Here is a 25459-nt window from a genome sequence, read left to right as displayed (position 1 = left end):
CGCCTCAGTGCCGCTGGAAGGACACGGTCTCGACGACGAGCAGCACCACCGAGACCACGTTGGCCAGCAGCGCGCCGCCGGACAGCGACACCATGCTCGCCGTCGTCACGTCGGTCAGCCCCTCGGCGGAGACGTGCACCGCCCAGGCCCAGGTGATGGTCGCCGCCACCAGCTGCAGGTCGGCGACCAGGCTGGTGGCCAGGTGCACCGCGCCGATCTGGGTGCGGTCGCCGAACTTGAGGACCGTGGCGACCAGGCTGACCACCAGCGCGGCGAACAGCTCGTAGACGTTGTGCACCGCCGGGTCGTCGATGTCGCCGAGGAAGAACCCGAAGTTCAGCGTCGCGGCGAGCAGCACGAAGAACCCGAAGACGACCTTCTCGAGGTTCACGCGGCGACCACCTCCTCTCGGCGCGGACGACGCTAACGGGATCACGGCACGCGCACCTCCCGGAGTCGTACCGCACTGTCACCATCGCCGCGTGCTGCTCGCCGACGTCGTCGCCGCCTCCGCGGCCGTGACCGCCACCCGCTCGCGCACCACCAAGGCGCAGGCCATCGCGGGGGCGCTGCGCGCCGCCGGACCGGACGAGGCCGGGCCGGTGGCCGCGTGGCTGGCCGGCGAGCTGCCGCAGGGCCGGGTCGGCGTCGGCTGGCGCACGCTGGCGCGGACCGCCCCGCCGGCCGCCGCCACGCCGTCCCTCACCGTCGCCGCCGTCGACCGCGCGCTCACCGCGCTGGCCGGCACCGCCGGCAGCGGCGCGGCCGCCCGCCGCGAGGCCCTGCTGACCGAGCTGCTCACCGCCGCCACCGCCGACGAGCAGCACCTCCTCGTCCGGCTGCTCGGCGGGGAGCTGCGGCAGGGCGCGCTGGAGGGCGTGGTGCTGGACGCGATCGCCGCCGCGGCCGGCGTCCCGGCAGCGGCGGTCCGGCGGGCGATGATGCTGGCCGGCCGGCTCGACGAGACCGCCGTCCTCGCCCTCGCCGGCGGGGAGGACGCCCTCGCCGCCGTCACGCTGCGGGTGGGGCGACCGGTGCGGCCGATGCTGGCCAGCCCCGGCTCCTCCCTCGACGCCGCGCTCGCCGACCTCGGCCCCGCGGTCACCGTGGAGCACAAGCTCGACGGCGCCCGCATCCAGGTGCACCGCGACGGCGACGACGTCCGGGTCTGGACCCGCACGCTGCGCGAGGTCACCGGCGCCGTGCCGGAGCTGGTCGAGCGGGTGCGCGCACTCCCCTGCCGCACCGCCGTCCTCGACGGCGAGACCCTCGCCCTCGACGACGACGGCCGCCCGCGCGCGTTCCAGGACACGATGAGCCGTTTCGGCAGCGACGGTGCCGATGCGAGCGTGCTGCTGAGCCCGTTCCTGTTCGACGTGCTGCACCTCGACGGCCGCGACCTGCTCGACGAGCCGCTCGACGTCCGCCTCGACGCGCTGGCCGGCCTGCTCGCCGACGACGCGCACGCGCCGCTGCGCATGCCCGGGGTGCGCCGGCCGACGCCGGAGCAGGCCGCCGCCGTGCTCGACGACGCCCTGTCCGCCGGGCACGAGGGCGTGGTGGTCAAGGCGCTGGACGCGCCGTACGCCGCCGGACGGCGCGGCCGCGCGTGGCAGAAGGTCAAGCCGGTGCACACCCTCGACCTCGTTGTCCTCGCCGCGGAGTGGGGGTACGGCCGGCGCACCGGCACGCTGTCCAACATCTGGCTCGGCGCCCGCGACCCCGAGGGCGGCGAGCCGGTCATGGTCGGCAAGACGTTCAAGGGCATGACCGACGAGCTGCTGGACTGGCAGACCCGCACCTTCCCCGCGCTCGCCCGCGCCGAGCACCCGTGGGGCGTGGAGCTGCGGCCGGAGCTCGTCGTCGAGGTCGCCCTCGACGGCGCCCAGCGCAGCCCGCGTTACCCCGGCGGGCTGGCGCTGCGGTTCGCCCGGGTGCTGCGGTACCGGCCGGACAAGACCCCCGGCCAGGCCGACGACCTCGACGCGGTGCGCGCCCTGCTCGCCGGCGGCTGAGCCGTCCGAGCCGTCCGAGCCGTCCAAGCCGGACGGCAGCCGGTCGCAAGCCCCCGTGCCGAGGCTGCTCCGCGTGATCCCGACCCGCTGCCTCCCCGCCCTGCTGGCCGCCGGCGCCCTCGTGCTCGCCGGCTGCTCCGCCGCCCCCGACGACACCGCCGCCGCGGCCGCGCCCACCGCGTTCGACGAGGTCCTCGGCACCGTGGTGCTCGACGCGCAGGCCGGCCCGCCCGAGGGGGACGCGCCGCGCACGCGGGTGCTCGACGCCGCCGCGCTGCCCGATGGCCGCGCCCACGTGCTCACCGCCGGTGCGACCGTGCGGCTGGTCGAGGTCGTCCGCGGCGACGCCGGCCCGGCCGCCGGCGACGCCGTCGAGCTGCCCGGCCTGGGCGGGGGCGCCGAGCTGGAGGTCACCGCCGACGGGGACGTGCTCGTCGTCGGCAGCGACGACGAGGGGCCGGTGCTCCTGACCGTCGCGGACGGCGGGGTGACCGAGCGGCGGGTCGACGACGAGGGGCGGGTGCTCGCCTCGGCCCTCTCCCCGGACGGCGGCACCGTCTACGTCAGCCTGGCGCCGGAGGAGGAGACGGGCACGCCGGCCCGGCTGCTCGCCGTCGACGCCGCCACCGGCGAGGTCATCGGCTCTGTCCCGCTGGGCGCCGGGCTCGACCCGCGGGCGCGCACGGCACGGCTCCTCCCGCGCCCGGACGGCGGCGTGGTGGCGCACATCAGCAACCCCGCGCCCGGCGGCGCCCAGGACTGGGTGGCCGAGTACGACGCCGACCTCGGCACGGTGACCGCTCCCTTCGGTGTCGTCGCGGCCCTCGGGGTGGACGGGCGCACCGAGGTCTCGGTCGGCGTGGCCGACGACGGCGACGTCGTGGTGCTGACCGAGGTGCGCGACGGGCGCCGGGTGTCGCGCTTCTCCGCCGGCGAGCTGCTCGGGACCGTGGACGCGGACTTCACCGGCCCGGTGGACGCCGTCGTCGCCGGGCCGCCGGCCGGCCTGGTCACGCTCGCGTGGGGGCGGGGCGGCGCCGACCCGGTGCTCGTGACGTTGGACCCGGCCACGGGCGAGCTCGGCCGGCCGCTGGCCACGTGCGACACCCTCGGCGGGCACGACGCGCTCGCCGTCGCCCCCGACGGGACCTGGGCGGTCGCGGCCGGCCCGTGCGGGGACGACGACGTGGTCGCGCTCCTCGTCGGGTGACCCCGGGGCCGGGTGGTTCACTGCACCGGTCGGGCGGGTGGACGGAGGGCGGGGACGGTGGCACAGCCGGTCGGCGGGGGTCCGGTGCCCGGTGGGCTGGTCGCCCTGCTCGACGTCGCCGAGGCCGCGCCCGGCCGGTTCCGCGGCGCCGCGCGCGGCGTGCCGGCCGACCGCGCCTTCGGCGGGGCGGTGGTCGCCCAGGCGCTGCTCGCGGCCACGGCGACCGTCCCGGACGACCGGGCGGTGCACTCGCTGCACGCCTACTTCGTCCGCGCCGGCGACCCGGCCGCACCCACCGACCTGGAGGTCACCCGGGTGCGCGACGGCGGCAGCTACACCACCCGGGAGGTCACCGCCGTCCAGCACGGGGAGACGATCCTGGTGCTGACGGCGTCCTTCGCACGGCCCGAGACCGGCCCCGAGCACCAGGTGCCCACCCTGGACGCCCCGCCGCCCGAGTCGCTGGCCGCGCCGGCCGACGCGCTGGCCGGCGCCCCCTCCTCCGTCCTCGCGTGGCTGGCGTGGCTGGACGCCCGGCACCCGTTCGACTTCCGTTTCGACGGCGGGCCGCCCCGGATCGCCGCCGGCCGGGGCGAGCCCGCGCCGCCGCGGCAGCGGTTCTGGTTCCGCTCCCGCGAGGCGCTGCCCGACGACCCGTGGCTGCACGCCTGTGCGCTCGCCTACGCCACCGACATGCTGCTGCTCGCCGTCGCGGTCGCCCCGCACGCGGCGGGGATCGGCGACCCCGGCCTGGTGACGGCGAGCCTCGACCACGCCGTCTGGTTCCACGGCCCGGCCCGCGCCGACACCTGGCTGTGCTTCGAGCAGGAGAGCGCCTGGTCCGCGGGCGGCCGCGCGCTGTGCTCCGGGCGGGTGTTCGACCGCGAGGGCCGGCTGGTGCTCACCGTCGTCCAGGAGGGCGTGCTCCGCCGGCGCCGGACCTGAGCGGCTGCCGGCGCAGGAGCACCGGCGCGCCTCCCCCCGTCCCGGCGCGATGTCTGCTGTGATGGGCGCCACAGCGGTTCGCACGCCCCGCGGAGGTGCCGATGGCCGGCTGCCCGGCGAGCGCCCCCGGGCTCACCCGACCGGGTGGGGACGTCCCGTCCGCCCTGTCGCGGCGGACCCCCGCTGCCGATGGGGAGTCGTGACCAGTCTCGCCGTCCGTCCGGGCGCCGGCGCCGTGCCCGGGGGCTCCCCGCGCCCGCCGGACCCGCTCGCGGTCCTGCTCACGACGCTCGACGAGCTGGAGACCCTCGCCCGCTTCGACTCCGAGGCGACCGCGCAGCGCGCCGAGGCCGCCGCGGGATCCGCCCGCGAGCTCGGCCGCCCCGACCTCGAGCAACGGGCGCGGCTGGCGGCCGCCGACCTGCTGCGCCGGCGCGGCTCGGTGGCCGAGGCCGGGCGGACCACGCAGGAGGTGCACCGCTGGGCCACCGAGGCCCGGTCCCGGCACCTGCTCGCCCGCAGCTCCTTCGTCCTCACCGCCGTCTTCCAGGAGCTCGGCGACCTCGCCGGCGCGCTGGAGCACGCCGTGCAGGGCGTGGACCTGCTCGACGACGACGCCCTCCCGGCCCTGCGGGTCGACCACCTGGTCCGGCTGGCCGACGTCCTGGGCCTGTCCCGCGACCCCGCCGCCCCCGAGCGCTACGCCGCCGTCCTCCGGCTGGCCGAGGACCTCGGCGACGTCGACCGGCAGCTGCGCATCCTCAACAACCGCGCCTACACCGACACCCTCGCCGGCCGGTTCACCGACGCCCTGCACTTCAGCACCCGGCTGCAGGACCTGGCCGCCGCGCACGGCGTCCCGCTCGACGTCGGCCGGCTCGACACCGTCGCCCGCGCGCTCATGGGCCTGGACCGGCTGGAGGAGGCCGAGGAGGCGCTGCTGCCGGGCCTGACGCCGGAGGTCCTCGACAGCTCCCACGACGGCGACGCCGGGGCCGACTTCCTGCTCACCCTCGCCGAGGTGCAGCGCCGCCGCGGCGCCGTCGACGCCGCCCAGCGGACCCTCGACGAGTGCGTGCGCCGCTGCCGGGAGCACGGGCTGACCTCCATCCGGGTGCGCGCCCGCGCCGAGCAGGCCGAGCTGCACGCCGCCGCCGGCGACCACCGCTCCGCCTTCGAGGAGCACAAGCGCTACTGCGCCGAGCTCATGGAGCAGCAGTCCTCCCAGCGCGAGTCCCGTGCCCGCACGCTGCAGGCGATGTACGAGACCACCGAGGCCCGCCGGCAGAGCCGCCGCTGGCGCGAGCTGTCCCTGCGCGACCCGCTGACCGGCCTGCACAACCGCCGGCACGTCGACGACGAGCTGCCGCGGCTGCTGGCCGACGGCGCGCTGGTGTGGGTGGCGCTGCTGGACCTGGACCACTTCAAGCGGGTCAACGACACCTGCTCGCACGCCGTCGGGGACGAGGTGCTGCGCACCGTCGCGGGGATCGTGCAGGGCCTCCCGGCCCCGGGCACCGGCTGCCTGGTCGCCCGCCTGGGCGGCGAGGAGTTCCTCGTGGTCCTCGCCGGCGCCGACACCGCGGCCGCGGCCCGGTACCTGGAGGACGTCCGCGGCGCCGTGGCCGGCCACGCGTGGGGCCCGCTCACCGGGGACCTGCCGGTGACCGTGAGCATCGGCGCCGCGAGCACCAGCGAGGTCATCGACCGGACGCCGGCCCAGCTGCTCGGCCGGGCCGACGCCCGCCTCTACCGCGCCAAGCGCGAGGGCCGCGACCGCGTCGTCGTCGGCGACTGATCAAGGACCCCCTTGCCCCCCACCGCTCGCGAGCTCGCGGCGGGCCCCTGCAAGGGGGCCTGACCGAGCTGTGCGATGCGGTGCGTCGACCCACGCGGTCGACGCCGGACCGGACGCGCGGCACGCTGCACGGGTGACCGTCGACCCGACGCCGATCAGCCGCTTCCCCGTCGCCGATCCCGCCGACCTGCCGCCGGACCTCGCCGAGCGCCACGCCGAGGTGGAGGGGAAGTCGGGGTTCCTGCCCAACGTCTTCGCGGCGCTGGCCTGGCGGCCGGCCGAGGAGCGGGCGTTCCTCGCGATGCACGACGCGCTGATGGACAAGGACACCCCGGGCCTGTCGACCGGCGAGCGGGAGCTGATCGTCGTCGCGACCAGCGCGGCCAACGACTGCGCGTACTGCGTCGTGGCGCACGGGGCGATCGCGCGCATCCGCACCCGCGCCCCGTACCTGGCCGACCTGGTCGCCGTCGACTGGCGCAAGGCCCCGCTCGACGACCGGATGCGGACCGTCCTCGACGTCGCCGTCCGGCTGGCCACCGACCCCGCCGCCGTGACCGCCGCCGACCTCGACGGGCTGCGCGCGCACGGCCTGACCGAGGACGACGTCTGGGACGTGGGCGCGATCACCGCCTTCTTCGCGCTGTCCAACCGGCTCGCGCACTTCGCCGCGATCCCGCCCAACCCGGAGTTCCACCTCATGGGCCGGCTCCCCCGGTGACCCCGCGGGGGCCGACTACCGTGGCCGCGTGAGCGGCGCGGACAGCGGGACCGACGACCCGTCGGGCATCGCCGACGCCGACTTCGACCGGCTGGTCGTCCTGGTCCGCACGCTGCTCGACGTCCCCACCGCGCTGGTGACGCTCGTGGAGCCCGACCGCCAGGTGTTCCCCGGCGCGGTCGGGCTGCCCCCGGAGTGGCAGGCCCGGCGCAGCACCCCGCTGAGCCACTCGTTCTGCCAGTACGTGCGGGCCACCGCGCGGCCGCTGGTGGTCCGCGACGCCCGCGAGGTGGAGGTCCTGGCGGCCAACCGGGCGATCGACGACCTCGGGGTGGTCGCCTACTGCGGGGTGCCGCTGGTCGGTCCGGACGGCGACGTCGTGGGCGCGGTCTGCGCCATCGACTCCCGCCCCCGCGACTGGACCGACGCCGACGTCGCGGTGCTCACCCAGGTCGCCGGGCTGGCCGCCTCCGAGCTGCGGCTGCGCGCGCTGACCCGGGACGCCGAGGCCGCCCGCCGGGCCGCCGAGCGGGTCGGCGAGCAGACGAGGCTGCTGCTGCGGTTCGCCGAGACGCTGGCCGACGCGGTCACCCTCGACGACGTCGCCGCGGCCGTCACCGGCGCCGCCGCCGAGGCCCTGGGCACCTCGTGGACCTGCCTGGCCCTCGTCGACCCCGCGACCCGCCGGCTGCGGCTGGTGCCGGGCTCCGCCGGGGACGACGCCCCCGTCCACGACGCTTCCGTGCACGACGCCTCCGTGCACGACGCCTCCGTGCACGACGCCTCCGTCGACGGCGCCTCCCTCCCCCTGGGCGCCGAGGTCCCGCCGGCGGTCGCGCTGGCCACCGGGCGCGCGGTGTTCCTCCCCGACCCGGCCACCGCCGCCGAGCGGTTCCCGCACACGCGGCCGCCGCGGCCGGCCGGGGCATCGGCGCACCTGCCGCTGCCGGTCGCCGGCGCGCTGCCGGGGACGCTGAGCCTGGCCTGGGACGAGCCGCACAGGTTCGGCCCGGTCGAGCAGGGCCTGGTCCTGGCCCTGGCGCAGTACACCGCCCAGGCCGTCGGCCGCGCGGTGCTGCTCGCCCGGCAGGAGTCGGTGGCCACCACCCTGCAGCGCGCGCTGCTCGGTGAGCTGCCCGCCCCGGCCGGGCTGGAGCTGGCCGCCCGCTACCTGCCCAGCAGCGCCGGCGCGCAGGTCGGCGGGGACTGGTGGGACGCCTTCGACGACTCCGACGGCGCCACCGTGCTGGTGATCGGCGACGTCAACGGTCACGACGTCGCGGCCGCGGCCACCATGGGCCAGCTGCGGGCGATGCTGCGCGGCTTCGCGTTCGAGGGCGGCGAGCCGCCGGCGAGGGCGCTGGACCGGCTCGACGCCGCCGTCGCCGGCCTGCGCACCGGCGCCCTGGCCACGGCGCTGGTCGGCCGCGTCGACCTCGGCGACGACGGCGGCCGGGTGATGTCCTGGAGCAACGCCGGGCACCCGCCGCCGCTGCTGCGGCACGCCGACGGCCGGGTCGAGGTGCTCGCTCCCACCCCCGACCTGCTCGTGGGCCTGGACGCCACCCGGGCGCGGGGCACCCACCGCATCGCCCTGGAGCCGGGCAGCACGGTGCTGCTCTACACCGACGGCCTGGTCGAGCGCCGGCGCACCGACCTGGACGACGGCATCGCCCAGCTCACCGCCGCCGTCGCCGCGGACGGCGCCGGTTCGCTGGACGACCTGCTCGACCGGCTGCTCGAGGGCGTGCGGGGCTCCACCGACGACGACGTCGCGCTGCTCGCCGTCCGCGTGCACTGACGGCGGGGTCCTGGAACCCGGCCGGAACACGGAGGCCCTACGGTGTCCCGATCCGGCCCGCCCGGGCCGCCCGAGGAGGTCATCCGTGCGCTCCCGCCCCCGGTACCGCCGGGCCGCCGTGGCCCTCGTCGCCGCCGCGTCCGTGGTCGCCGCCGCCGGCCCCGCTGCCGCGGCTCCCGGCGCCCCCGGCACCCCGCGCTACGCCGACGGCAGCACGTCCGGCGGGGACCCGTACTTCCCGGCCGCGGGCAACGGCGGCTACGACGTGCAGCACTACGACCTGGACCTGTCCTGGTACGCCGACGGCCGGCTGGACGGCACGGCCGTCGTCACCCTCACCGCCACCCAGGACCTGGCGAGCTTCTCGCTCGACCTGCGCGGGCTGACCGCCTCCTCGGTGCTGGTCGACGGCAAGCCGGCCCGGTTCACCCAGCTGCCCGTCGACGCCGAGGGCCGTGGCGGCGAGCTGGTGGTCACCGTCGCGCCGAAGCTCGGGGCCGGCACGACACACGAGGTCACCGTGGTCTACAGCGGCACCCCGGGGCGGCCCACCGACGTCGAGGGGGCGTTCTACGGCTGGGTGACCGTCGACGACGGCGTCCTGGTCGCCAACGAGCCCGAGGGTGCGCCGACCTGGTTCCCGGTGAACGACGTCCCGACCGACAAGGCCACCTACGACTTCCGGATCACCGTCCCCGAGGGCAAGACCGCGGTGGCCAACGGCGAGCCGGTGGGCGCGCCGGTCACCTCCGGCGGCCGGACGACCTTCACCTGGCACGCCGGCGACCCGATGGCGAGCTATCTCGCGACGGCGTCGATCGGCGACTACTCCTCGACGACGCGGACCGGCCCCGACGGGCTGCCGATCCTGGACTTCGTCGACGACGGCGTGGCCGGCTCGGCGACCGACGCGGTCCTCGACCTGCAGCCGGCGATGATCGACTACTTCGAGGACCTCTACGGGCCCTATCCGTTCAGCTCGTTCGGGTCGATCGTCGACGACAGCGAGGACCTCGGGTACGCCCTGGAGACCCAGACCCGGCCGGTGTACTCCGGCGTCCCGGACGCGAGCACCGTCGCCCACGAGCTGGCGCACCAGTGGGTCGGCAACAGCGTGAGCCCGGAGACCTGGCGGGACATCTGGCTCAACGAGGGCTTCGCCACCTACTCCGAGTGGCTGTGGGAGGAGGCGTCGGGCGGCCGCACCGCGCAGCAGCAGTTCGAGGCGGTCTACAACCGCTCCGCGACGAGCTCCTTCTGGCGCACCGTGGTGAGCGACCCGGGGGCCACCGGCCTGTTCGCGGCCGCGGTCTACGACCGGGGGGCGGCCACGCTGCACGCGCTGCGCACCCGGATCGGCGACGCCGCCTTCTTCGACCTGCTGCACCGTTGGACCACCGCCAACGCCGGCGGCAACGTCACCACCGCCGACTTCGTGGCGCTCGCCGAGCAGGTCAGCGGGCAGGAGCTCGACGCCTTCTTCACCGACTGGGTCGTCGACCCGGACAAGCCCGCCCTGAACTGACCCACCGGGGGCGGGCAGGATCGGCTCCGTGCCCGCCCCCGGTACCGCGCTCGAGCGCCTCGGCTTCCTCACCATCGGCCTGTTCGACCCCGCCGACCCGGCCGCGGGCCACGAGACGACGCTGCGGACGGTCGAGCTCGGCGAGCGGCTCGGCTTCGACAGCGCCTGGCTGCGCCACCGGCACCTGCAGCACGGCATCTCCTCACCGGTCGCCGTCCTCGCCGCGGCCACCCAGCGGACCCGGCGGATCGAGCTCGGCACCGCGGTCACCCCGCTCGGCTGGGAGAACCCGCTGCGGCTGGCGGAGGACCTCGCCACCGTCGACGTCCTCTCCGGCGGCCGGCTCAACCCCGGGGTCAGCGTCGGCCCGCCGATGCACTGGGACGACGTCCGGGGCGCGCTCTACCCGGACACCGCCGACGTCGAGGACTTCTCCTACACCCGGGTGGAGCGGCTGCTGCGGCTGGTCGCCGGCGAGCCCGCGGCGTCGTTCGCCGGGCGGGAGGGCGTCGTCGAGGAGTGGTCGGACCGGGTGCAGCCGCACTCCCCCGGCCTGCGCGACCGGCTCTGGTACGGCGGCGCGAGCACCCGCTCCGCCCGGTGGGCCGGGCAGGCGGGCATGCACTTCCTCACCAGCAGCGTGGTCCGCGCCGAGGGCGGCTCGACCGACTTCGCGCAGATCCAGGCCGGCCAGGTGCGCGCCTTCCGCGAGGCGGACCCCGCCGGGCGGGTGTCACAGGGCCTGGTGGTCATCCCGACCGACAGCGCCACCGCCGGCCAGCGGGAGCGGTACGCCGCCTACGTCGAGGCCCGCAGCCCGCGGGTGGGGGTCCCCCAGGGACCGGGGAAGCTGCTGTTCGCCCCCGACCTGCTCGGCACCTCCGAACAGATCGCCGAGGCCCTGTACGCGCACGCCGGCTTCCGCGAGGTCACCGAGGTCGTGTTCGCGCTGCCGTTCAGCTTCGCCGAGGCCGACCACGAGCAGATCCTCACCGACACGGCCGAGCGCCTGGGCCCGCTGCTCGGCTGGTCCCCGGCCGCCTGAGCGCTCAGCGCGGCACGGACACCGACCAGGCGGCCGGGACCACCCGCCAGGTGCGCGCACCCACCGGCGGCAGCAGGTCCCCGTCGGCGTCCAGGCCGGCCGGCTCGCCGGACACGGTGACCTCCCGCCCGCGCACGACGACGACGTCGTCCCGCTCCGGGTGCCGGCCGCCGAGCAGCGCGACGGCGAAGGCGGCCCGCGCGGCGGGGCCGGTGGCCGCGCTGACCACGACGTCGGCCAGGCCGTCGCCGGGGTCGGCGCCGGGCGCGAGCGCCGTCCCGCCGCCGATCGTGGGCCCGTTGCACACGCCGACCATGAGCAGCGGCGTCCCCCCGTCGGCCGCCCAGCCGGCGGGCGCGGTGACGACGGCGCCGTCGACGGTCACCCGCAGCCGGTGCTCCGCGCCGGCGATCCCCGCGACCGCCGCACCGACGGGATAGGCCAGCACGCCGAGCCGGTCCTTGAGTCCCACGGCCTCGTCCGCGGCGCGGACGCCGATCCCGGCGTGCACCGCGTTGACCACCACACCCCCGGCGTCGTCGCGCAGCAGGTCCAGCCGGCGCGGGCCGCCGTCGAGGACGCAGCGCGCGGCGGCGGCCGGGTCGTCGGGGAGCCCGAGCGCGCCGGCCAGGTCGTTGCCGGTGCCCAGCGGCACGACGCCGAGCGGGTCGGCGGGGTCGAGGGCGCCGGCGTGGTCCAGGGCGGCGACGACCGCGTGCACCGAGCCGTCGCCGCCGGCGACCACGAGCCGGCGCCCGTCCCGTCCGGCGAGCACCCGGCCGAGGTCGCCCGCGTCCGCGGTCGCCGCGACCTCGACGTCGGCACCGGCGCGCAGCACGTCCAGCGCCGGGTCCAGCCCGTCGGCACTCCCCGCCGATCCGTTCACCACCAGCAGCACCCGCACGGGGAGCACCCTCCCAGCCCGCGCGGACCCCGGCCGCCCGCGGGCAGGATCGGCACCGTGACGAGTGACGCCGACGCCGTGGTCGCGGGCCTGCGCTCGCGCGGCAGCCTGAAGTGGACCCGCTACCCCGACGCGCTGGGCGCCTGGGTGGCCGAGTCCGACCTCGGCACCGCCCCCGCGGTCACCGCCGCGCTGCAGGACGCCGTCGCCCGCGGCCTGTTCGGCTACCTGCCGGACTGGCTCGCCGCCGACATGGCGCGGGCGACCGCCGGCTTCCTGCGCGACCGGCACGGCTGGGAGGTGCCGGAGGAGCGGATCCGGCCGATGGCCGACGTGCTGGCCGGGCTGTCCGCGGCGATCACCCACCTGTCCCGGCCCGGATCCCCGGTGGTCCTGCCGACCCCCGCCTACATGCCCTTCCTCGAGGTGCCGCCGGCGCTGGGCCGGGAGGTGCTCGAGGTGCCGATGGCCCGCGACGGCGACCGGTTCGTCTACGACCTCGACGCGCTCGACGCCGCCTTCCGCGCCGGCGGGGACCTGCTCGTGCTGTGCAACCCGCACAACCCGATCGGCCGGGTGCTCGAGCCCGCGGAGATGCTCGCCGTCGCCGAGGTGGTCGACCGGCACGGCGGCCGGGTGTTCTCCGACGAGGTGCACGCGCCGCTGGTCTTCCCCGGCGCCCGGCACGTGCCCTACGCGTCGCTGTCGGACACCACCGCCGCGCACACGCTCAGCGCCACCAGCGCGTCCAAGGCGTGGGACCTCGCCGGCCTCAAGTGCGCGCAGCTGGTGCTGTCCAACGACGCCGACGCCGCGCTGTGGGCGCGGGTCGGGCACGAGGTGGAGCACGGCTGCTCGACGCTGGGCGCGGTCGCCAACACCGCCGCCTACCGGGACGGCGTCGGCTGGCTGGAGGAGACGATCGCCGTCCTCGACCGGCACCGCCGGCTGCTCGCCGACCTCGTCGCGACGCACCTGCCCGGCGTCCGCTACCGCCCGCCGGAGGGCACCTACCTGGCCTGGCTGGAGGGCCTCCCGGCCGACGCCCCCGGCGACCTGCTGCTCGAGCGGGCCGGGGTGGCGGTGGTCGACGGCGCCCGCTGCGGCGAGGCCGGCCGGGGCGCGGTCCGGCTGAACCTGGCCACCCCCGAGCCGGTGCTGACCGCGATCGTCGGGCGGATGGCGGGCGTGCTGGCCCGCTAGGAGGGCGGCTCCCCGGCGGCCACCCGGTACACCCGGTACTCCACCCGCGCCCCGGGCAGCAGGCGCCCCTCTCCCACGAACACCGTCTGGTTGACCCACGCGTAGCGCTCGTCGCCGGTCTCGAGCCGGAGGGTGGTGATGAAGTACTGGTCGCCGAAGTCCGTCGGGGTGTCCCCGCCCTGCATGAGCGCCAGGACGGCCGGGGTGAGCTCCCAGATCCCCCCGTACTGGACGTAGACGTGGGCGCCGTCGACGGTCCGCATCGTGGTGCGCACGTCGAGCCGGCCGAAGCCGTCGGGGCCGACCAGCATCCAGTCCGCGCCACCGCCGACGATCGTGCCCTTGAGGCGGTCCCCCGAGATCTCGCCGCCGGTGATGGTCGCCTCGAGGCGGTTCCCGTAGGGCCCCGGACCGACCGGGTGGGGCTCGACGTTCGCGTGGTAGTCGAACTCCGGCACCAGATGGGGCATGCCGTCCCTCCCCCCGGGACGGGGCGGGCCGGGAGCCCGCCCCGGGCCCGGACGGCCCGCCGCCCCGACCGGACGGTCAAGGAACCCGCGCGCCCCCGGGCGTTCCGGACACGGCGCGTGCACGCGGACCCCCGGCTGCGTCACCGGCGGGTGTCGGCCTCCACCGCCTCGAACGCCTTGCGGGCGGCGATGAGCACCGGGTCCCACACCGGCGCGAACGGCGGCGCGTAGGACAGGTCCAGGGACAGGACCTCGTCGACGGTCATCTCGTTCCAGATGCAGATGGCCAGCGCGTCGATCCGCTTGGCCGCGCCCTCCTCGCCGACCACCTGGGCGCCGAGCAGCCGGCCGCTGCGCCGCTCGGCGATCATCTTGACCCGGATCGGGGACGCGTTCGGCATGTAGCCGGCGGTGGTAGTGGAGTCGACGGCGGCGGTGACGAACGCGTAGCCGGCGTCCTCGGCCTCCCGCTCCGACAGCCCGGTGCGCGCGGCCTCGACCGTGCAGATCTTGGTGATCGCCGTCCCGATGACGCCAGGGAAGGTGGCGTAGCCGCCGCCGATGTTGATGCCGGCCACCCGGCCCTGCTTGTTCGCGTGCGTGCCGAGCGCGACGACGACCCGCTGCTTCGACAGCCGGTGCACCGACTCCACGCAGTCGCCGGCCGCCCACACCCCGGGCACCTGCGTGCGCATCCGCTGGTCGACGGCGACGCCCCCGGAGGTGCCGAGCGGGATGCCCGACTCCCTCGCCAGCCGCACGTTCGGCCGCACCCCGAGGCCGAGGACGACGAGGTCCGCGGGCAGCTCGCGGCCGCTCTCGGTGACCACCGCGCGCGCCCGCCCGTCGCGGTCGACGTCGATGCCCGCGACGCCGTCGCACAGGACCAGGTCGACGCCCTCGCTGCGGACGCCGTCGGCGAGGAACCGGCCGACGTCGGGGTCGAAGGTGCCCACCGGGGTGGCCGACTTGTCGACGACGGTGACCTCGAGCCCGCGCACCCGGCACGCCTCGGCGATCTCCAGCCCGATGTAGCCGCCGCCGACGACGACCACCCGCTGCACCCGCCCGCTGTCGAGCTCGGCCCGCAGCGCGACGCCGTCGTCGAGCACCTGGACGCCGTACACGCCCTTCGCGTCGATGCCCTCGACCGGCGGGCGCATCGGCACGCTGCCCGTGGCGTAGACGAGGTCGTCGTAGGGCTCGGTGCCCTGGGTGCCGGCGTCGAGGTCGCGCCAGTGGACGACGCCCTTGTCGGTGTCGATGCCGACGACCTCGGTGCGCGTGCGGACGTCGATTCCGGCGGCGCGGTGCTGCTCGGGCGTGCGGGCGACCAGCTGCGCCTCGCTGTCGACGGTGCCGGAGATCCAGTACGGGATGCCGCACGCGGAGTAGGAGGTCGCGCGGCCGCGCTCGAACACGACGACGTCGAGGTCGGGCCGCCGCTTCCTGGCCTGGGACGCCGCGCTGCCGCCGGCGGCGTCCCCTCCGATGACGACGAGACGGGTGCTCATCCCGGCAGGCTAGGACTCAGCGGCCCTCCAGGCTCACCGCGACGGTGGCGGCGAGCTCGCGGACCGCCTCGAGGTCGTCCTTCGTCGGGGCGCCGGTGAGCGACAGGGGTGCCGCGACCTGCTTCCACCGCAGGGCGCCGGTGATCGTGCCGATGGCCCTCAGCGCGCCGGCGGTGTCGTCGCCGCCGTGCACCCAGACGCCGAAGGGCAGGCCGACCGTGGCGTCCAGGCACGGGTAGTAGACCGTGTCGAAGAAGTGCTTGAGCGCGCCGCTCATGTAGCCGATGTTGGCCGGGGTGCCGAGCAGGACGCCGTCGGCGGCGAGCAGGTCCGCGGGCCCGGCCGACAGCGCCGGCCGCTCGACCAGCTCGGCCTCCTCGACCATCGCCACGCCCTCGCGGGCCGCCTCGAGCACCGCCTGCAGGTTCGGCGAGGGCGTGTGGTGGACGACGAGCAGCCGCGGCATGCCGCCATCCTGCCCACGCCGGTCGGTCGCCGCCGACGGCCGCGACCACGAGGCGCGACGGCTCGTAGGTCCCCACCCGCTGACCCTGCCGCCGGTCGCCGACCTCCGGCTGTCCCGGGCCGGCGGAGACCGCAGCAGGTCGACACCGGGCACGCCTGGTCGCCGAGGTGCGGACGAGGGCCGCCGTCGGCGAGGGCTCGACCGCCGCCTCCCGCATCCCGGGAGACAGCGACGACGACGCTGCGTGGACGCGTCCGGTGGTGCTCGACGCGCCGAGCCCACGTCCCGCAGGATCGCGGGCATGGCGGACAACCCCCGGATCGGGCCCATCGAGCGGACCACGAAGCGGACGTGGGACGAGTGGCTCCGGTTCCTGGACGGTGTCGGCGCGCGGGACCTCGACCACCAGCAGATCGCGCTGCACGTCTACGAGGAGCTCGGCGACGGCTTCGAGCAGCGCGGCTGGTGGACCCAGTCGGTGACGGTCGCCTACGAGCACCACATCGGCCGCCGCGTCCCGGGCCAGCGCTCCGACGGCACCTTCCAGACCAGCGTCAGCCGGGCCACGCCGCTCGGCATGGCCGAGCTCATGGAGCGGTGGCGGGCGTTCGCCGACGGCGACGCGGCCGTGCAGGAGGTCGTCGCCGGCGGCGATCTCCGGGTCAGCGGCACCGACCGGCGCATCACCTGGCGGACGAAGGCGGCCGACGGTTCCTCGGTCGTCGTCACCAGCGAGCCGAAGAGGAACGGGACGGCGTCGCTCGTGGCGACCCAGATGGGCCTGCCCACCCTCGAGGCCAACGAGGCTGCCCGCGAGCGGTGGACGGGGATCGTCGAGCGGTTCCTGGCGGGCGCGCAGCCGGGCCGCTGACCCGGGGAGGCGGCACGCGAGACGCCCCTCCACGCGGCGCCTGACCGCTAGCCTCCCGCCGCCATCGGCGCGGCGGACGGAGGAACGTGGGCCTCAGGATCGGTACGGGGGTGCTGGCGGCCCTGGTCGCCGGCGCGTCACTCGGCGCGGTCAGCCGCGCGCTCATGTCCCTGGTCAGCCTCGCGGCCAGCGGGTCGAGCACGTTCTCGTGGAGCGGGACGTCCTTCGTCCTGCTGCTCCACGTGCTGGTCGCGGTCCCGGGCGGCGCGGTGGCCGGGCTGACGGTGCACCGGCTGCGCTGGCTGCTGCCGGTCGCCGGGGCGCTGTTCCTCTGCCTGCCGGCCGTCGGGGTGGCCGCGGCGGAGGTCGGCGCGACGGCGGGGTTCGGCGCCCTCCAGTGGCTCGGTGTCGTGAGCTTCGGTTCCGCCGTGTTCGCCACCATCGGGCTGTTGCCCGTGCTCACCGTCCGGCTGACCGACCGGTGGCTCGGCCGCCGTCGCGCCGTCGACCGCGGGGGATCCGGAACCGCGCCCGAGGGCACCGCTCCGGCGGCTCTCGGCACCTGAGCCCGGGCTCCGGGGCGTGGCCGCACGCCGCCGGCGTCACTAGCGTGGCGCGATGGCCATCGAGGTCCACCCGGCGACGCGGGAGCGGTTCGACGACGTCGCGACGGTGCTCGGCCCGCGGACCCCGGACGCGAACGTCTGCTGGTGCCTGAGCCACCGGCTCGACTCGCGCACCAACCGGGAGCTCGTCGGGCCCGCCCGGCGGGAGTACGTCCGCGAGCTCACCGGGCGCCCGGTCGCGCCGGGGGTGCTCGCCTACGACGACGGCGAGGTCGCCGGCTGGGCCGCGGTCGCGCCGCGGTCGGAGCTGCCCTTCGAGCGGTCGCGGAAGATCCCGCACGTCGACGACCTGCCGGTGTGGTCGCTGTGGTGCGTGCGCGTGCGTCCGGGGCACCGCGGGAAGGGCATCGCGCACGCCCTGCTCCGAGGGGCGGTCGAGTACGCGGCGGCGAACGGCGCCCCCGCCGTCGAGGGCTATCCCGCCGACAGCGGGGACGAGCGGGTCGACACGACCATGGCCTACGTCGGCACCCGGCGGCTGTTCGAGCGGGCGGGGTTCACCAAGGCCGCGGACACCGACGCCGTCGCCGGCGGCTTCCCCCGCGTCCTCGTGCGCCGCGCCCTCCCCTGACCCGGGACGTCACCGGTCGTCACAGCCGGTCGACGATCGGGCGGCCCACGCCGACCGCGACCGCCGGCGGTGCGCAGGACGGTGTCCGGTGTCCACGGGCGCACGAGGCTGGTCCCCAGGAGCGACGTCCACGGAGCCGGCTGTCGGGAGTGGGCCATGACCAGGGTGGCGATCGTGACCGGAGGCGCCTCGGGGATCGGGCGGGCGCTGGGAGCGGCGCTGGTGCGCCGGGGTGACCGGGTGGTCCTCGCGGACGTCGAGGGTGCGGCCGCGACCGAGGCCGCGGAGCGGCTCGCGGCCCTCGGCCCGGGGACGGCCTCGGCGGCTGCCGTCGACGTGCGGGACGCGGACGCGGTCGGCGCCCTGGTGACCGACACGGCCGGGCGGCACGGGCGGCTGGACCTGATGTTCAACAACGCCGGCCTGGGCATCCACGGGCCCGTCGAAGAGCTGTCCCCGGCCCACTGGGACCGGGCGATCGACGTCAACCTGCGCGGGGTGGTGCACGGCGTCCGGGCCGCCTATCCCCTGATGCTGCGCCAGGGTTCCGGGCACATCGTCAACACCGCGTCGCTCGCCGGCCTGCTGCCGAACCCGGGGGCCGCTCCGTACGGCACGACGAAGTGGGCGGTGGTGGGGTTGTCGCTGGCACTGCGCGTCGAGGCCGCGCCCCGGGGGGTGCGGGTCAGCGTGGTGTGTCCCGGCGTCGTCGACACCCCGCTGCTGGACAAGGGGATGCCGCCGGACCTCCCACGTGTCCCCACCGCGGAGGCCACCGACGTCCGCGGGGTGCTCACCAGGGCCAGCGGGGGGCACGTGCAGAGCGCCGACGCGCTGGCCGCGGACGTGCTGCGCGGGGTGGACCGCAACCGGGCGGTCATCGTCGCACCCCGGTGGGCGCGGGTCATGTGGCGCCTGATGCGCCTGTCTCCCTCGCTGGTCATGCGCCTCGAGCAGGGGATGATGGCCCGCGAGATGGGCCCGCCACGGACGGTCCCCGAGGCGGTGCCGGCACCCAGGACGGAGCCCGCGGAGGGTGCCCGCGCCCCCGGCTGACGTGGTGGAGCGCTCGCTCCACTACGCTGCGGTACCTCGTCCACGGAGGAGGTACCGATGCCCCGGCCCCGGCTCCACGCGCCCGACGCGGTCCTCGACGCCGCCGAGGAGCTGCTCGTCGACCGCGGCCGCGCGCAACTGACCGTCCGCGCGCTGGCCGCCCGGTCGGGGGCCTCGAACGGCAGCATCTACCACGCCTTCGGCTCGCTGGAGACCGTCGCCGGGGCCGCCTGGCTGCGCCGCGCGCGGCAGTTCCTCGACCAGCAGCAGGCGGCCGTCGCGGAGGCCGGCCGGGACGCCCGCCGGGCGGTGCAGGCCGCCGCGGACGCCCCGGCCCGGCTCGCCGAGCAGGACCTGCGGGCGGCGCGGCTGCTGGTGGGGCTGCAGCGCGACGACGTGATCACCGCCGCCGTCGCCTCGGACGTCGCCGACGGCCTGCGCGCCCTGGACGCCGCCCTGCTCGACACGCTGCGCCGGCTCGCCCGCTCGCTCTGGGACCGCGACGACGCCGCCGCCGTCGGTGCCGTCACCACCTGCGTCGTGCGCCTGCCCGCCGCGCTGCTGTTCCCCGGGATCCGCGCCGGGCGGGTCCACCCGCACACCCGCACCCAGCTCGCCGCCGCCGTCGGCGCGGTCGTCGACTGCGGTCCCCCGGCCTGAGTCGCCCTCCCCCACCCCCACCACGGACCCAGGAGCCTCCCGTGCCCACGCTCGACCGCCACGACGACGTCTTCGTGCTCGACCTCGGCGACGACGAGAACCGCTTCTCCCCCGACTGGCTCACCGCCGTCGACAGCGCCCTGGACGAGGTCGAGGGCGCCCCCGGCCCCCGGGCTCTGGTCACCACGGCCACGGGCAAGTTCTTCTCCAACGGCCTGGACCTCGCCTGGCTGGCCGACCACGCCGACCAGCGCGACGCCTACGTCGCCCGCGTCCAGCGGCTGTTCGCCCGGGTGCTGGCGCTGCCGGTGGTCGGCGTCGCGGCGGTCCAGGGCCACGCCTTCGCCGCCGGGGCGATGCTCGCGCTCGCGCACGACCAGCGGGTCATGCGCGCCGACCGCGGCTTCTGGTGCCTGCCGGAGATCGACATCGACCTCCCGTTCAGCCCCGGCATGTCCGCGCTGGTCCAGGCCCGGCTGACCCCGCAGACGGCGCACGTGGCGATGACCACCGGCCGCCGCTACGGCGGCACGGACGCCCTCGCGGCGGCGATCGTCGACAGCGCCGTCGCCGAGGAGGACGTCCGCCCGGCCGCCGTCGAGATCGCCGCCGCGCACGCCGGGAAGGCCGGCCCGACCCTGGGCACCATCAAGTCCCGCCTGTACGCCCCGGCCCTGGCCCTGTTGCGGGACGCGGTGACCCCCCGCGGCTGAGCACCGTCAGGGCGGCCGGCCGCTCAGTCGAAGACGACGAGCCCGCGGATGTTCTTGCCGGCCTTCATGTCGTCGAAGCCCTCGGCGACCTGGTCCAGCGAGTAGGTCCGCGTGACGAGCTCGTCGAGCTTGAGCGTCCCGGCCACGTACTGGCTCAGCAGGCTGGGGATGTCCCACCGGGGGTTGCAGCCGCCGAACAGCGCGCCCTGCAGCCGCTTCTGGAACACCGTGAACATCGTGTGGTTGATCGGGATGCCGCCCGCCTGGCGCATGCTCCCGGTGCCGGTGAGCACGACCGTGCCGGCCTTGCGGATGGAGGCCACCGCCTCGGCGATGTGGTCGCCGGTGACGACACCGACCGCCACGACGGTCGCGTCGGCGCCCTGGCCGTTCGTCATGGACCGGGCGAGCTCCGTGGCCTCGGCCATGGTCCCGGCCGTGTGCGTCGCGCCGAGCTGCTTGGCGGTCTCGCGCTTGAACTCGACCGGGTCGACGGCGATGACCGCCCGCGCGCCGATGGCCCGGGCGGCCTGCACGCTGTTGATCCCGATCCCGCCGACGCCCATGACGATGACCACGTCGCCGTCGCGGGCGTCGGACAGGTTGGTGACCGACCCCCATCCGGTGGGGACGCCGCAGCCGACGAGCGCGGCCTTGTCGAGCGGCACGTCGGGGTCGATCTTCACCGCCGACCGCGCGTCGACGACGGTGTGCTCGCTCAGCGCGGCGAGGCCGTAGGCCTGGCCCACCGGCCTGCCCTGGTAGGACATCCGGAAGCTGGTCGGGTCCTCGATCCGGGCCCCGCTGAACAGCCGCGCGCCGAGGTCGCAGAGGTTCTGCCGGCCGGTCGAGCACATCCGGCACCGTCCGCAGACCGCGACGAAGCTCAGCACCACGTGGTCACCCTCGGCCCACCCGGGGGTGTGGGGACCGACGCCGACGACGACGCCGGCGCCCTCGTGGCCACCGGCGAGGGGCAGCCGGAGGGGCGGGGCACTCCCCGGCGGGACGTCGTGGTCGTCGGTGTGGCACAGCCCGACGGCGGCCATCCGCACGAGCAGCTCACCCTCGCGCGGCTCGTCGAGGTCGACCTCGGTGACCTCGTACCGGCCGGGCTGGGTGTGGAGTACGGCACTGCGGGTCTTCACGACGGCTCCTCGCGGGCATCCGGGCAGGTGACGAGGGTCACACTGAGGTACCGGACAGTATCGGAGGACGCCCGGTTTGCGGAATCCGTCAGCGCCGGATCGCGGCCAGCAGGTCCGCGCGAGCGGTGGCCAGCGACGGGCCGTACCAGGTCAGCGCCCGCCCGGAGACCAGCACCGACCGCACCCCGGGGAACGCCTCGGGGCCGTCGTCGGCGGTGAAGAGGTAGGGCTCGTCGGGCAGCAGGACGACGTCGGGCCGCGCGGCCAGGACGTCGTCGACCGACACGTGCGGGTAGCGGTCGACCCCCGCACCGAAGACGTTGACCAGCCCGAGACGGGCCAGCACGTCACCGGTGAAGGTGCGCGGGCCGACCACCATCCACGGGTCCCGCCACACCGGGACGGCGCAGCGCAGCGGCGGCTCCGGCGCCGGCTCCGCCCACGCGCGGGCGGCGTCCGTCAGCCAGCCGGGCTCGGGGACGCCCAGCGCCTCGGCGAACAGCCGCCGCATCGAGGCCAGCGCCTCGTCCACCGACTCGATCACCGTCACCCACACCGCGACGCCCGCCGCGCGCAGCCGCTCGACGTCCAGGCGCCGGTTCTCCTCCCGGTTGCAGACGACGAGGTCGGGCGCCAGCGCCGCGATCGCCGCCCGGTCGGGGTTCTTGGTGCCGCGGACGCGCGGCACGTCGAGGTCCGCGGGGTGGGTGCACCAGTCGGTGGCGCCGACCAGCCGCTCGGGCACGGTCACCGCCAGCGCCTCGGTCAGCGAGGGCACCAGCGACACCACCCGCCGGGCCGGCCCGGCCAGCGGCACCGGCTCCCCGAGGTCATCGGTGGTGACGTGCTGGAACGGCCCCGCTGCAGGGGCCCGCCACGAGCGCAGCGAGTGGTGGGGGGCAGCGGGGTCCTCCATCAGACGTTGCGGCGGTACTGGCCGCCCACCTCGAAGAACGCGTCCGAGATCTGGCCGAGCGAGCACACCCGGACGGCGTCCATGAGCGCGTCGAAGACGTTGCCGCCCGACGTCGCCGCCTCCTGCAGCCGGGCGAGCGCCGCCGGCGCCTCGTCGGCGTGCCGGGCGTGGAAGTCGGCCAGCCGGTCCAGCTGGGACTGCTTCTCCGCCTCGGTGGCGCGGGCCAGCTCCAGCTCCTTGGGCGGTTCGGAGCCCGAGCGGGGGCCGAGGAAGGTGTTGACGCCGACGATCGGCAGCGAGCCGTCGTGCTTGCGGTGCTCGTAGAGCATCGACTCGTCCTGGATCCGGCCGCGCTGGTAGCCGGTCTCCATCGCGCCCAGCACGCCGCCGCGCTCGGCGATCCGGTCGAACTCGGCCAGCACCGCCTCCTCGACCAGGTCGGTGAGCTCCTCGACGATCGCCGACCCCTGCAGCGGGTTCTCGTTGCCGGCCAGCCCCCACTCGCGGTCGATGATCATCTGGATGGCCAGCGCCCGGCGGACCGAGTGCTCCGACGGCGTCGTCACCGCCTCGTCGTAGGCGTTGGTGTGCAGGCTGTTGGCGTTGTCGTAGATCGCGCACAGCGCCTGCAGGGTGGTGCGGATGTCGTTGAAGTCCATCTCCTGCGCGTGCAGCGACCGGCCCGACGTCTGCACGTGGTACTTGAGCTGCTGCGAGCGCGCGCCGGCGCCGTAGCGGTCGCGCATCGCGACCGCCCAGATCCGCCGCGCGACCCGGCCGATCACCGTGTACTCGGCGTCCATCCCGTTGGAGAAGAAGAAGCTCAGGTTGGGCGCGAAGTCGTCGATCGCCATGCCGCGGGCGAGGTAGGCCTCGACGTAGGTGAAGCCGTTGGCGAGGGTGAAGGCGAGCTGGCTGATGGGGTTGGCCCCGGCCTCGGCGATGTGGTAGCCGGAGATCGAGACCGAGTAGAAGTTGCGCACCCGGTGCTGGATGAACCACTCCTGGATGTCGGCCATGCAGCGCAGCGCGAACTCGGTCGAGAAGATGCAGGTGTTCTGGCCCTGGTCCTCCTTGAGGATGTCGGCCTGCACCGTGCCGCGGACGGTGGCCAGCACCCAGGCGCGGATCTCCTCGGCCTCGGCGGCGTCGGGCTCGCGGCCCTCCTCCTCGCGGAAGCGGTCCAGCCGCTGCTCGATCGCGGTGTTCATGAACATCGCCAGGATCGCCGGGGCGGGGCCGTTGATCGTCATCGACACCGACGTCGTGGGCGCGCACAGGTCGAACCCGTCGTAGAGCACCCGCATGTCCTCGAGCGTGGCGATCGAGACGCCGGAGGTGCCGACCTTGCCGTAGACGTCGGGCCGCGGCTGCGGGTCACGGCCGTAGAGGGTCACCGAGTCGAACGCCGTCGACAGCCGGGTGGCCTCGTTGCCGGCCGACAGCACCCGGAACCGCCGGTTGGTGCGGAACGCGTCGCCCTCGCCGGCGAACATCCGCGCCGGGGCCTCGCCGGAGCGCTTGAACGGGAAGACGCCGGCCGTGTACGGGAACGCGCCGGGCAGGTTCTCCCGCCGCAGGAACCGCAGCAGGCCGGCGGCGTCGGAGGTCCGGGGCAGCGCCACCCGCGGCACCTCGGTCCCGCTGAGCGTCTGGCGCTTCAGCGGGGTGCGGATCTCCTTCCCGCGCACCGTGTAGACGAACTCGTCGCCGGAGTACTGCTCCACCCGCGCCGGCCACTCCTCCAGCAGCGTGCGCACCTCGGGCAGCAGCTCCCGGTCGGCGGCCTCCGCCGCCGCCCTCGCCGCCTCGGCGGCGTCCCCGTCCAGCACGTCGGCCGCGGTGGTCAGGTGCTCCCGCCGCCGGACGACGGCGGCCTGCTCCTCGGTCACCCGGTGGTGCGCCCGCACCGCCTCGGCCACCTCGGCCAGGTACCGCGACCGCGACGACGGGACGACGCTGGCCAGCCCGGTCGAGGCGCGCACGTCCACCCGCGGCAGCACACCGGTGCCCGCGGGCAGGCCCTTCTCCACGAGCAGGCCGAGCAGGTGCTGGTAGAGCGCGGTGACGCCGTCGTCGTCGAAGCGGGCGGCGCTGGTGCCGAACACCGGCATCTGCTCCCACGGGACGCCGAACGCCTCGCGGTTGCGGACCATCTGGCGGGCGACGTCGCGGCGGGCGTCCTCGGCGCCGCGCCGCTCGAACTTGTTGATCGCGACGACGTCGGCGAGGTCGAGCATGTCGATCTTCTCGAGCTGCGACGCGGCGCCGAACTCCGGCGTCATGACGTAGAGCGAGACGTCGCTGAACGGCACGATCGCCGCGTCGCCCTGCCCGATGCCCGGCGTCTCCACGATGACCAGGTCGAACCCGGCGGCCTTCACCGCGGCGAGGACGTCGTCGAGGTGCGCCGGCACCTGCGCGCCGGCGGTGCGGGTGGCCATCGAGCGGAAGAAGGTGTGCGACCCGTCGCCGGACTCCAGCGCGTTCATCCGGATCCGGTCGCCGAGCAGCGCGCCGCCACCGCGGCGGCGGCTGGGGTCGATCGCCACGACGGCGACCCGCAGCTTGTCCTCCTGGTCGCGGCGCAGCCGGCGCAGCAGCTCGTCGGTGAGCGAGGACTTGCCCGACCCGCCGGTGCCGGTGATGCCGAGGACCGGCACGGTGCGGGTCGCGGCGGCCTCGCGGACGCGGGCGGCGAGCGCCTCGTCGGCGCCGGCCTCCAGCACGCTGATCGCCCGGGCCAGCGCCCGCGGGTCGCCGGTGAGCAGCGCGTCGACGTCGGGACCCTCGGCCGTCAGGTCGACGTCGCAGGCGCGCACCAGCTCGTTGATCATCCCGGGCAGACCGAGCCGCGCGCCGTCCTCGGGGCTGAACACCCGCACCCCGCGCTCGGCGAGCAGGGCGATCTCCTCGGACACGATGACGCCCCCGCCACCGCCGAAGACCTGCACGTGGCCCGCCCCGGCGTCGGCCAGCCGCTCCTTGAGGTAGCTGAAGTACTCGACGTGCCCGCCCTGGTAGCTGGAGATCGCGACGCCCTGCACGTCCTCCTCGACGGCGGCCCGCACCACCTCGTCGACGCCACGGTCGTGGCCGAGGTGCACCACCTCCGCGCCCTGGCTCTGCAGCAGCCGCCGCATCACGTTGATCGCCGCGTCGTGCCCGTCGAACAGGCTGGCCGCGGTGACGAAGCGGACGGGGTGGACGGGCACGTGCAGCTCCGCAGACGCCATGGCTGCACGGTAGGCGCGATTTAGTAGGACGCCCAACCATCTCGG

General features: G+C 76.1%; 23 protein-coding genes. 15 read left to right on the top strand and 8 right to left on the bottom strand.

The features are described from left to right. Positions 1–4: 4 nt before the first annotated feature. Positions 5–391, bottom strand: a complete 387-nt coding sequence (locus tag ACI798_RS06215; RefSeq protein WP_387993095.1) for a DUF6394 family protein — start codon at positions 389–391, stop codon at positions 5–7. Between the two features lie 91 nt (positions 392–482). On the opposite strand from ACI798_RS06215, the gene ACI798_RS06210 reads away from it, so the two are divergent. From ACI798_RS06210 to ACI798_RS06175, 8 genes are all read left to right on the top strand, one after another. After that, on the top strand, positions 483–2015 hold the full coding sequence (locus ACI798_RS06210; protein WP_457047491.1) for an ATP-dependent DNA ligase: 1533 nt from the start codon (positions 483–485) through the stop codon (positions 2013–2015). A 73-nt stretch (positions 2016–2088) separates the two neighbouring features. Further along, the gene (locus ACI798_RS06205) at positions 2089–3225 is read left to right on the top strand and encodes a YncE family protein (RefSeq protein ID WP_456939426.1); all 1137 of its coding nucleotides are present in this window, start codon (positions 2089–2091) and stop codon (positions 3223–3225) included. 57 nt (positions 3226–3282) lie between these two features. Continuing rightward, positions 3283–4170, top strand: coding sequence for an acyl-CoA thioesterase (locus ACI798_RS06200; protein ID WP_456939427.1), 888 nt, complete (start codon positions 3283–3285; stop codon positions 4168–4170). A gap of 199 nt (positions 4171–4369) precedes the next feature. Further along, positions 4370–5968: a diguanylate cyclase gene (locus ACI798_RS06195; protein WP_456939428.1), complete on the top strand. Its 1599-nt coding sequence runs from the start codon at positions 4370–4372 to the stop codon at positions 5966–5968. Positions 5969–6101: 133 nt separating this feature from the next. Beyond that, the gene (locus tag ACI798_RS06190; RefSeq protein ID WP_457047490.1) at positions 6102–6689 is read left to right on the top strand and encodes a peroxidase-related enzyme; all 588 of its coding nucleotides are present in this window, start codon (positions 6102–6104) and stop codon (positions 6687–6689) included. Between the two features lie 28 nt (positions 6690–6717). Further along, the gene (locus tag ACI798_RS06185) at positions 6718–8490 is read left to right on the top strand and encodes a GAF domain-containing SpoIIE family protein phosphatase (RefSeq protein ID WP_457047489.1); all 1773 of its coding nucleotides are present in this window, start codon (positions 6718–6720) and stop codon (positions 8488–8490) included. A gap of 85 nt (positions 8491–8575) precedes the next feature. Continuing rightward, positions 8576–10015 carry a M1 family metallopeptidase gene (locus tag ACI798_RS06180; RefSeq protein ID WP_457047488.1) on the top strand — a complete coding sequence of 480 codons (1440 nt, stop codon included), beginning with the start codon at positions 8576–8578 and terminating at the stop codon, positions 10013–10015. 28 nt (positions 10016–10043) lie between these two features. After that, a complete protein-coding gene (locus tag ACI798_RS06175) occupies positions 10044–11060 on the top strand; it encodes an LLM class flavin-dependent oxidoreductase (protein WP_456939432.1) in 1017 nt (338 codons plus the stop codon). A gap of 4 nt (positions 11061–11064) precedes the next feature. Here the strand turns inward: ACI798_RS06175 and ACI798_RS06170 are convergent, their stop codons facing one another. Then, the gene (locus ACI798_RS06170; RefSeq protein ID WP_457047487.1) at positions 11065–11964 is read right to left on the bottom strand and encodes a diacylglycerol/lipid kinase family protein; all 900 of its coding nucleotides are present in this window, start codon (positions 11962–11964) and stop codon (positions 11065–11067) included. A gap of 57 nt (positions 11965–12021) precedes the next feature. On the opposite strand from ACI798_RS06170, the gene ACI798_RS06165 reads away from it, so the two are divergent. Continuing rightward, positions 12022–13167, top strand: a complete 1146-nt coding sequence (locus ACI798_RS06165) for a MalY/PatB family protein (protein ID WP_456939434.1) — start codon at positions 12022–12024, stop codon at positions 13165–13167. Here ACI798_RS06165 and ACI798_RS06160 read toward each other — a convergent pair. From ACI798_RS06160 to ACI798_RS06150, 3 genes are all read right to left on the bottom strand, one after another. Further along, entirely contained in the window at positions 13164–13637 is a 474-nt protein-coding gene (locus tag ACI798_RS06160; RefSeq protein ID WP_456939435.1) for a DUF3237 domain-containing protein, read from the bottom strand. The two genes, ACI798_RS06165 and ACI798_RS06160, sit on opposite strands and share 4 nt — an antisense overlap. A gap of 140 nt (positions 13638–13777) precedes the next feature. After that, the gene (locus tag ACI798_RS06155) at positions 13778–15151 is read right to left on the bottom strand and encodes an FAD-dependent oxidoreductase (RefSeq protein WP_456939436.1); all 1374 of its coding nucleotides are present in this window, start codon (positions 15149–15151) and stop codon (positions 13778–13780) included. A gap of 16 nt (positions 15152–15167) precedes the next feature. Beyond that, positions 15168–15617, bottom strand: coding sequence for a flavodoxin family protein (locus ACI798_RS06150; protein ID WP_457047486.1), 450 nt, complete (start codon positions 15615–15617; stop codon positions 15168–15170). 301 nt (positions 15618–15918) lie between these two features. Between ACI798_RS06150 and ACI798_RS06145 the strand changes: the two genes are divergently transcribed. The 6 genes from ACI798_RS06145 to ACI798_RS06120 all read left to right on the top strand — a co-directional run bounded on the left by ACI798_RS06145 (position 15919) and on the right by ACI798_RS06120 (position 20114). After that, complete coding sequence (locus ACI798_RS06145; RefSeq protein ID WP_456939438.1) at positions 15919–16488, top strand: hypothetical protein; 570 nt, start codon at positions 15919–15921, stop codon at positions 16486–16488. A gap of 86 nt (positions 16489–16574) precedes the next feature. Further along, complete coding sequence (locus ACI798_RS06140) at positions 16575–17054, top strand: hypothetical protein (RefSeq protein WP_456939439.1); 480 nt, start codon at positions 16575–16577, stop codon at positions 17052–17054. A gap of 52 nt (positions 17055–17106) precedes the next feature. After that, positions 17107–17685 (top strand): GNAT family N-acetyltransferase, encoded by a 579-nt coding sequence (locus tag ACI798_RS06135; RefSeq protein ID WP_456939440.1) that lies wholly within the window; start codon positions 17107–17109, stop codon positions 17683–17685. A 156-nt stretch (positions 17686–17841) separates the two neighbouring features. Then, a complete protein-coding gene (locus ACI798_RS06130) occupies positions 17842–18741 on the top strand; it encodes an SDR family NAD(P)-dependent oxidoreductase (protein WP_456939441.1) in 900 nt (299 codons plus the stop codon). A 57-nt stretch (positions 18742–18798) separates the two neighbouring features. After that, the gene (locus ACI798_RS06125) at positions 18799–19401 is read left to right on the top strand and encodes a helix-turn-helix domain-containing protein (protein WP_457047485.1); all 603 of its coding nucleotides are present in this window, start codon (positions 18799–18801) and stop codon (positions 19399–19401) included. Between the two features lie 41 nt (positions 19402–19442). Next, positions 19443–20114, top strand: a complete 672-nt coding sequence (locus ACI798_RS06120; RefSeq protein ID WP_457047484.1) for an enoyl-CoA hydratase-related protein — start codon at positions 19443–19445, stop codon at positions 20112–20114. A 23-nt stretch (positions 20115–20137) separates the two neighbouring features. Here the strand turns inward: ACI798_RS06120 and ACI798_RS06115 are convergent, their stop codons facing one another. From ACI798_RS06115 to icmF, 3 genes are all read right to left on the bottom strand, one after another. After that, positions 20138–21262, bottom strand: coding sequence for an NDMA-dependent alcohol dehydrogenase (locus ACI798_RS06115; protein WP_456939444.1), 1125 nt, complete (start codon positions 21260–21262; stop codon positions 20138–20140). A gap of 88 nt (positions 21263–21350) precedes the next feature. After that, complete coding sequence (locus tag ACI798_RS06110) at positions 21351–22178, bottom strand: helical backbone metal receptor (protein WP_457047483.1); 828 nt, start codon at positions 22176–22178, stop codon at positions 21351–21353. Further along, positions 22178–25414 carry a fused isobutyryl-CoA mutase/GTPase IcmF gene (gene icmF, locus ACI798_RS06105; protein ID WP_457047482.1) on the bottom strand — a complete coding sequence of 1079 codons (3237 nt, stop codon included), beginning with the start codon at positions 25412–25414 and terminating at the stop codon, positions 22178–22180. The genes ACI798_RS06110 and icmF overlap by 1 nt, the downstream gene beginning before the upstream one ends. Positions 25415–25459 lie beyond the last annotated feature (45 nt).

It is taken from the genome of Geodermatophilus sp. SYSU D01045 (assembly GCF_054050295.1).
Note: the sequence above shows the minus strand (reverse complement) of the source record. Positions and strands in the feature narration are given on the sequence as shown.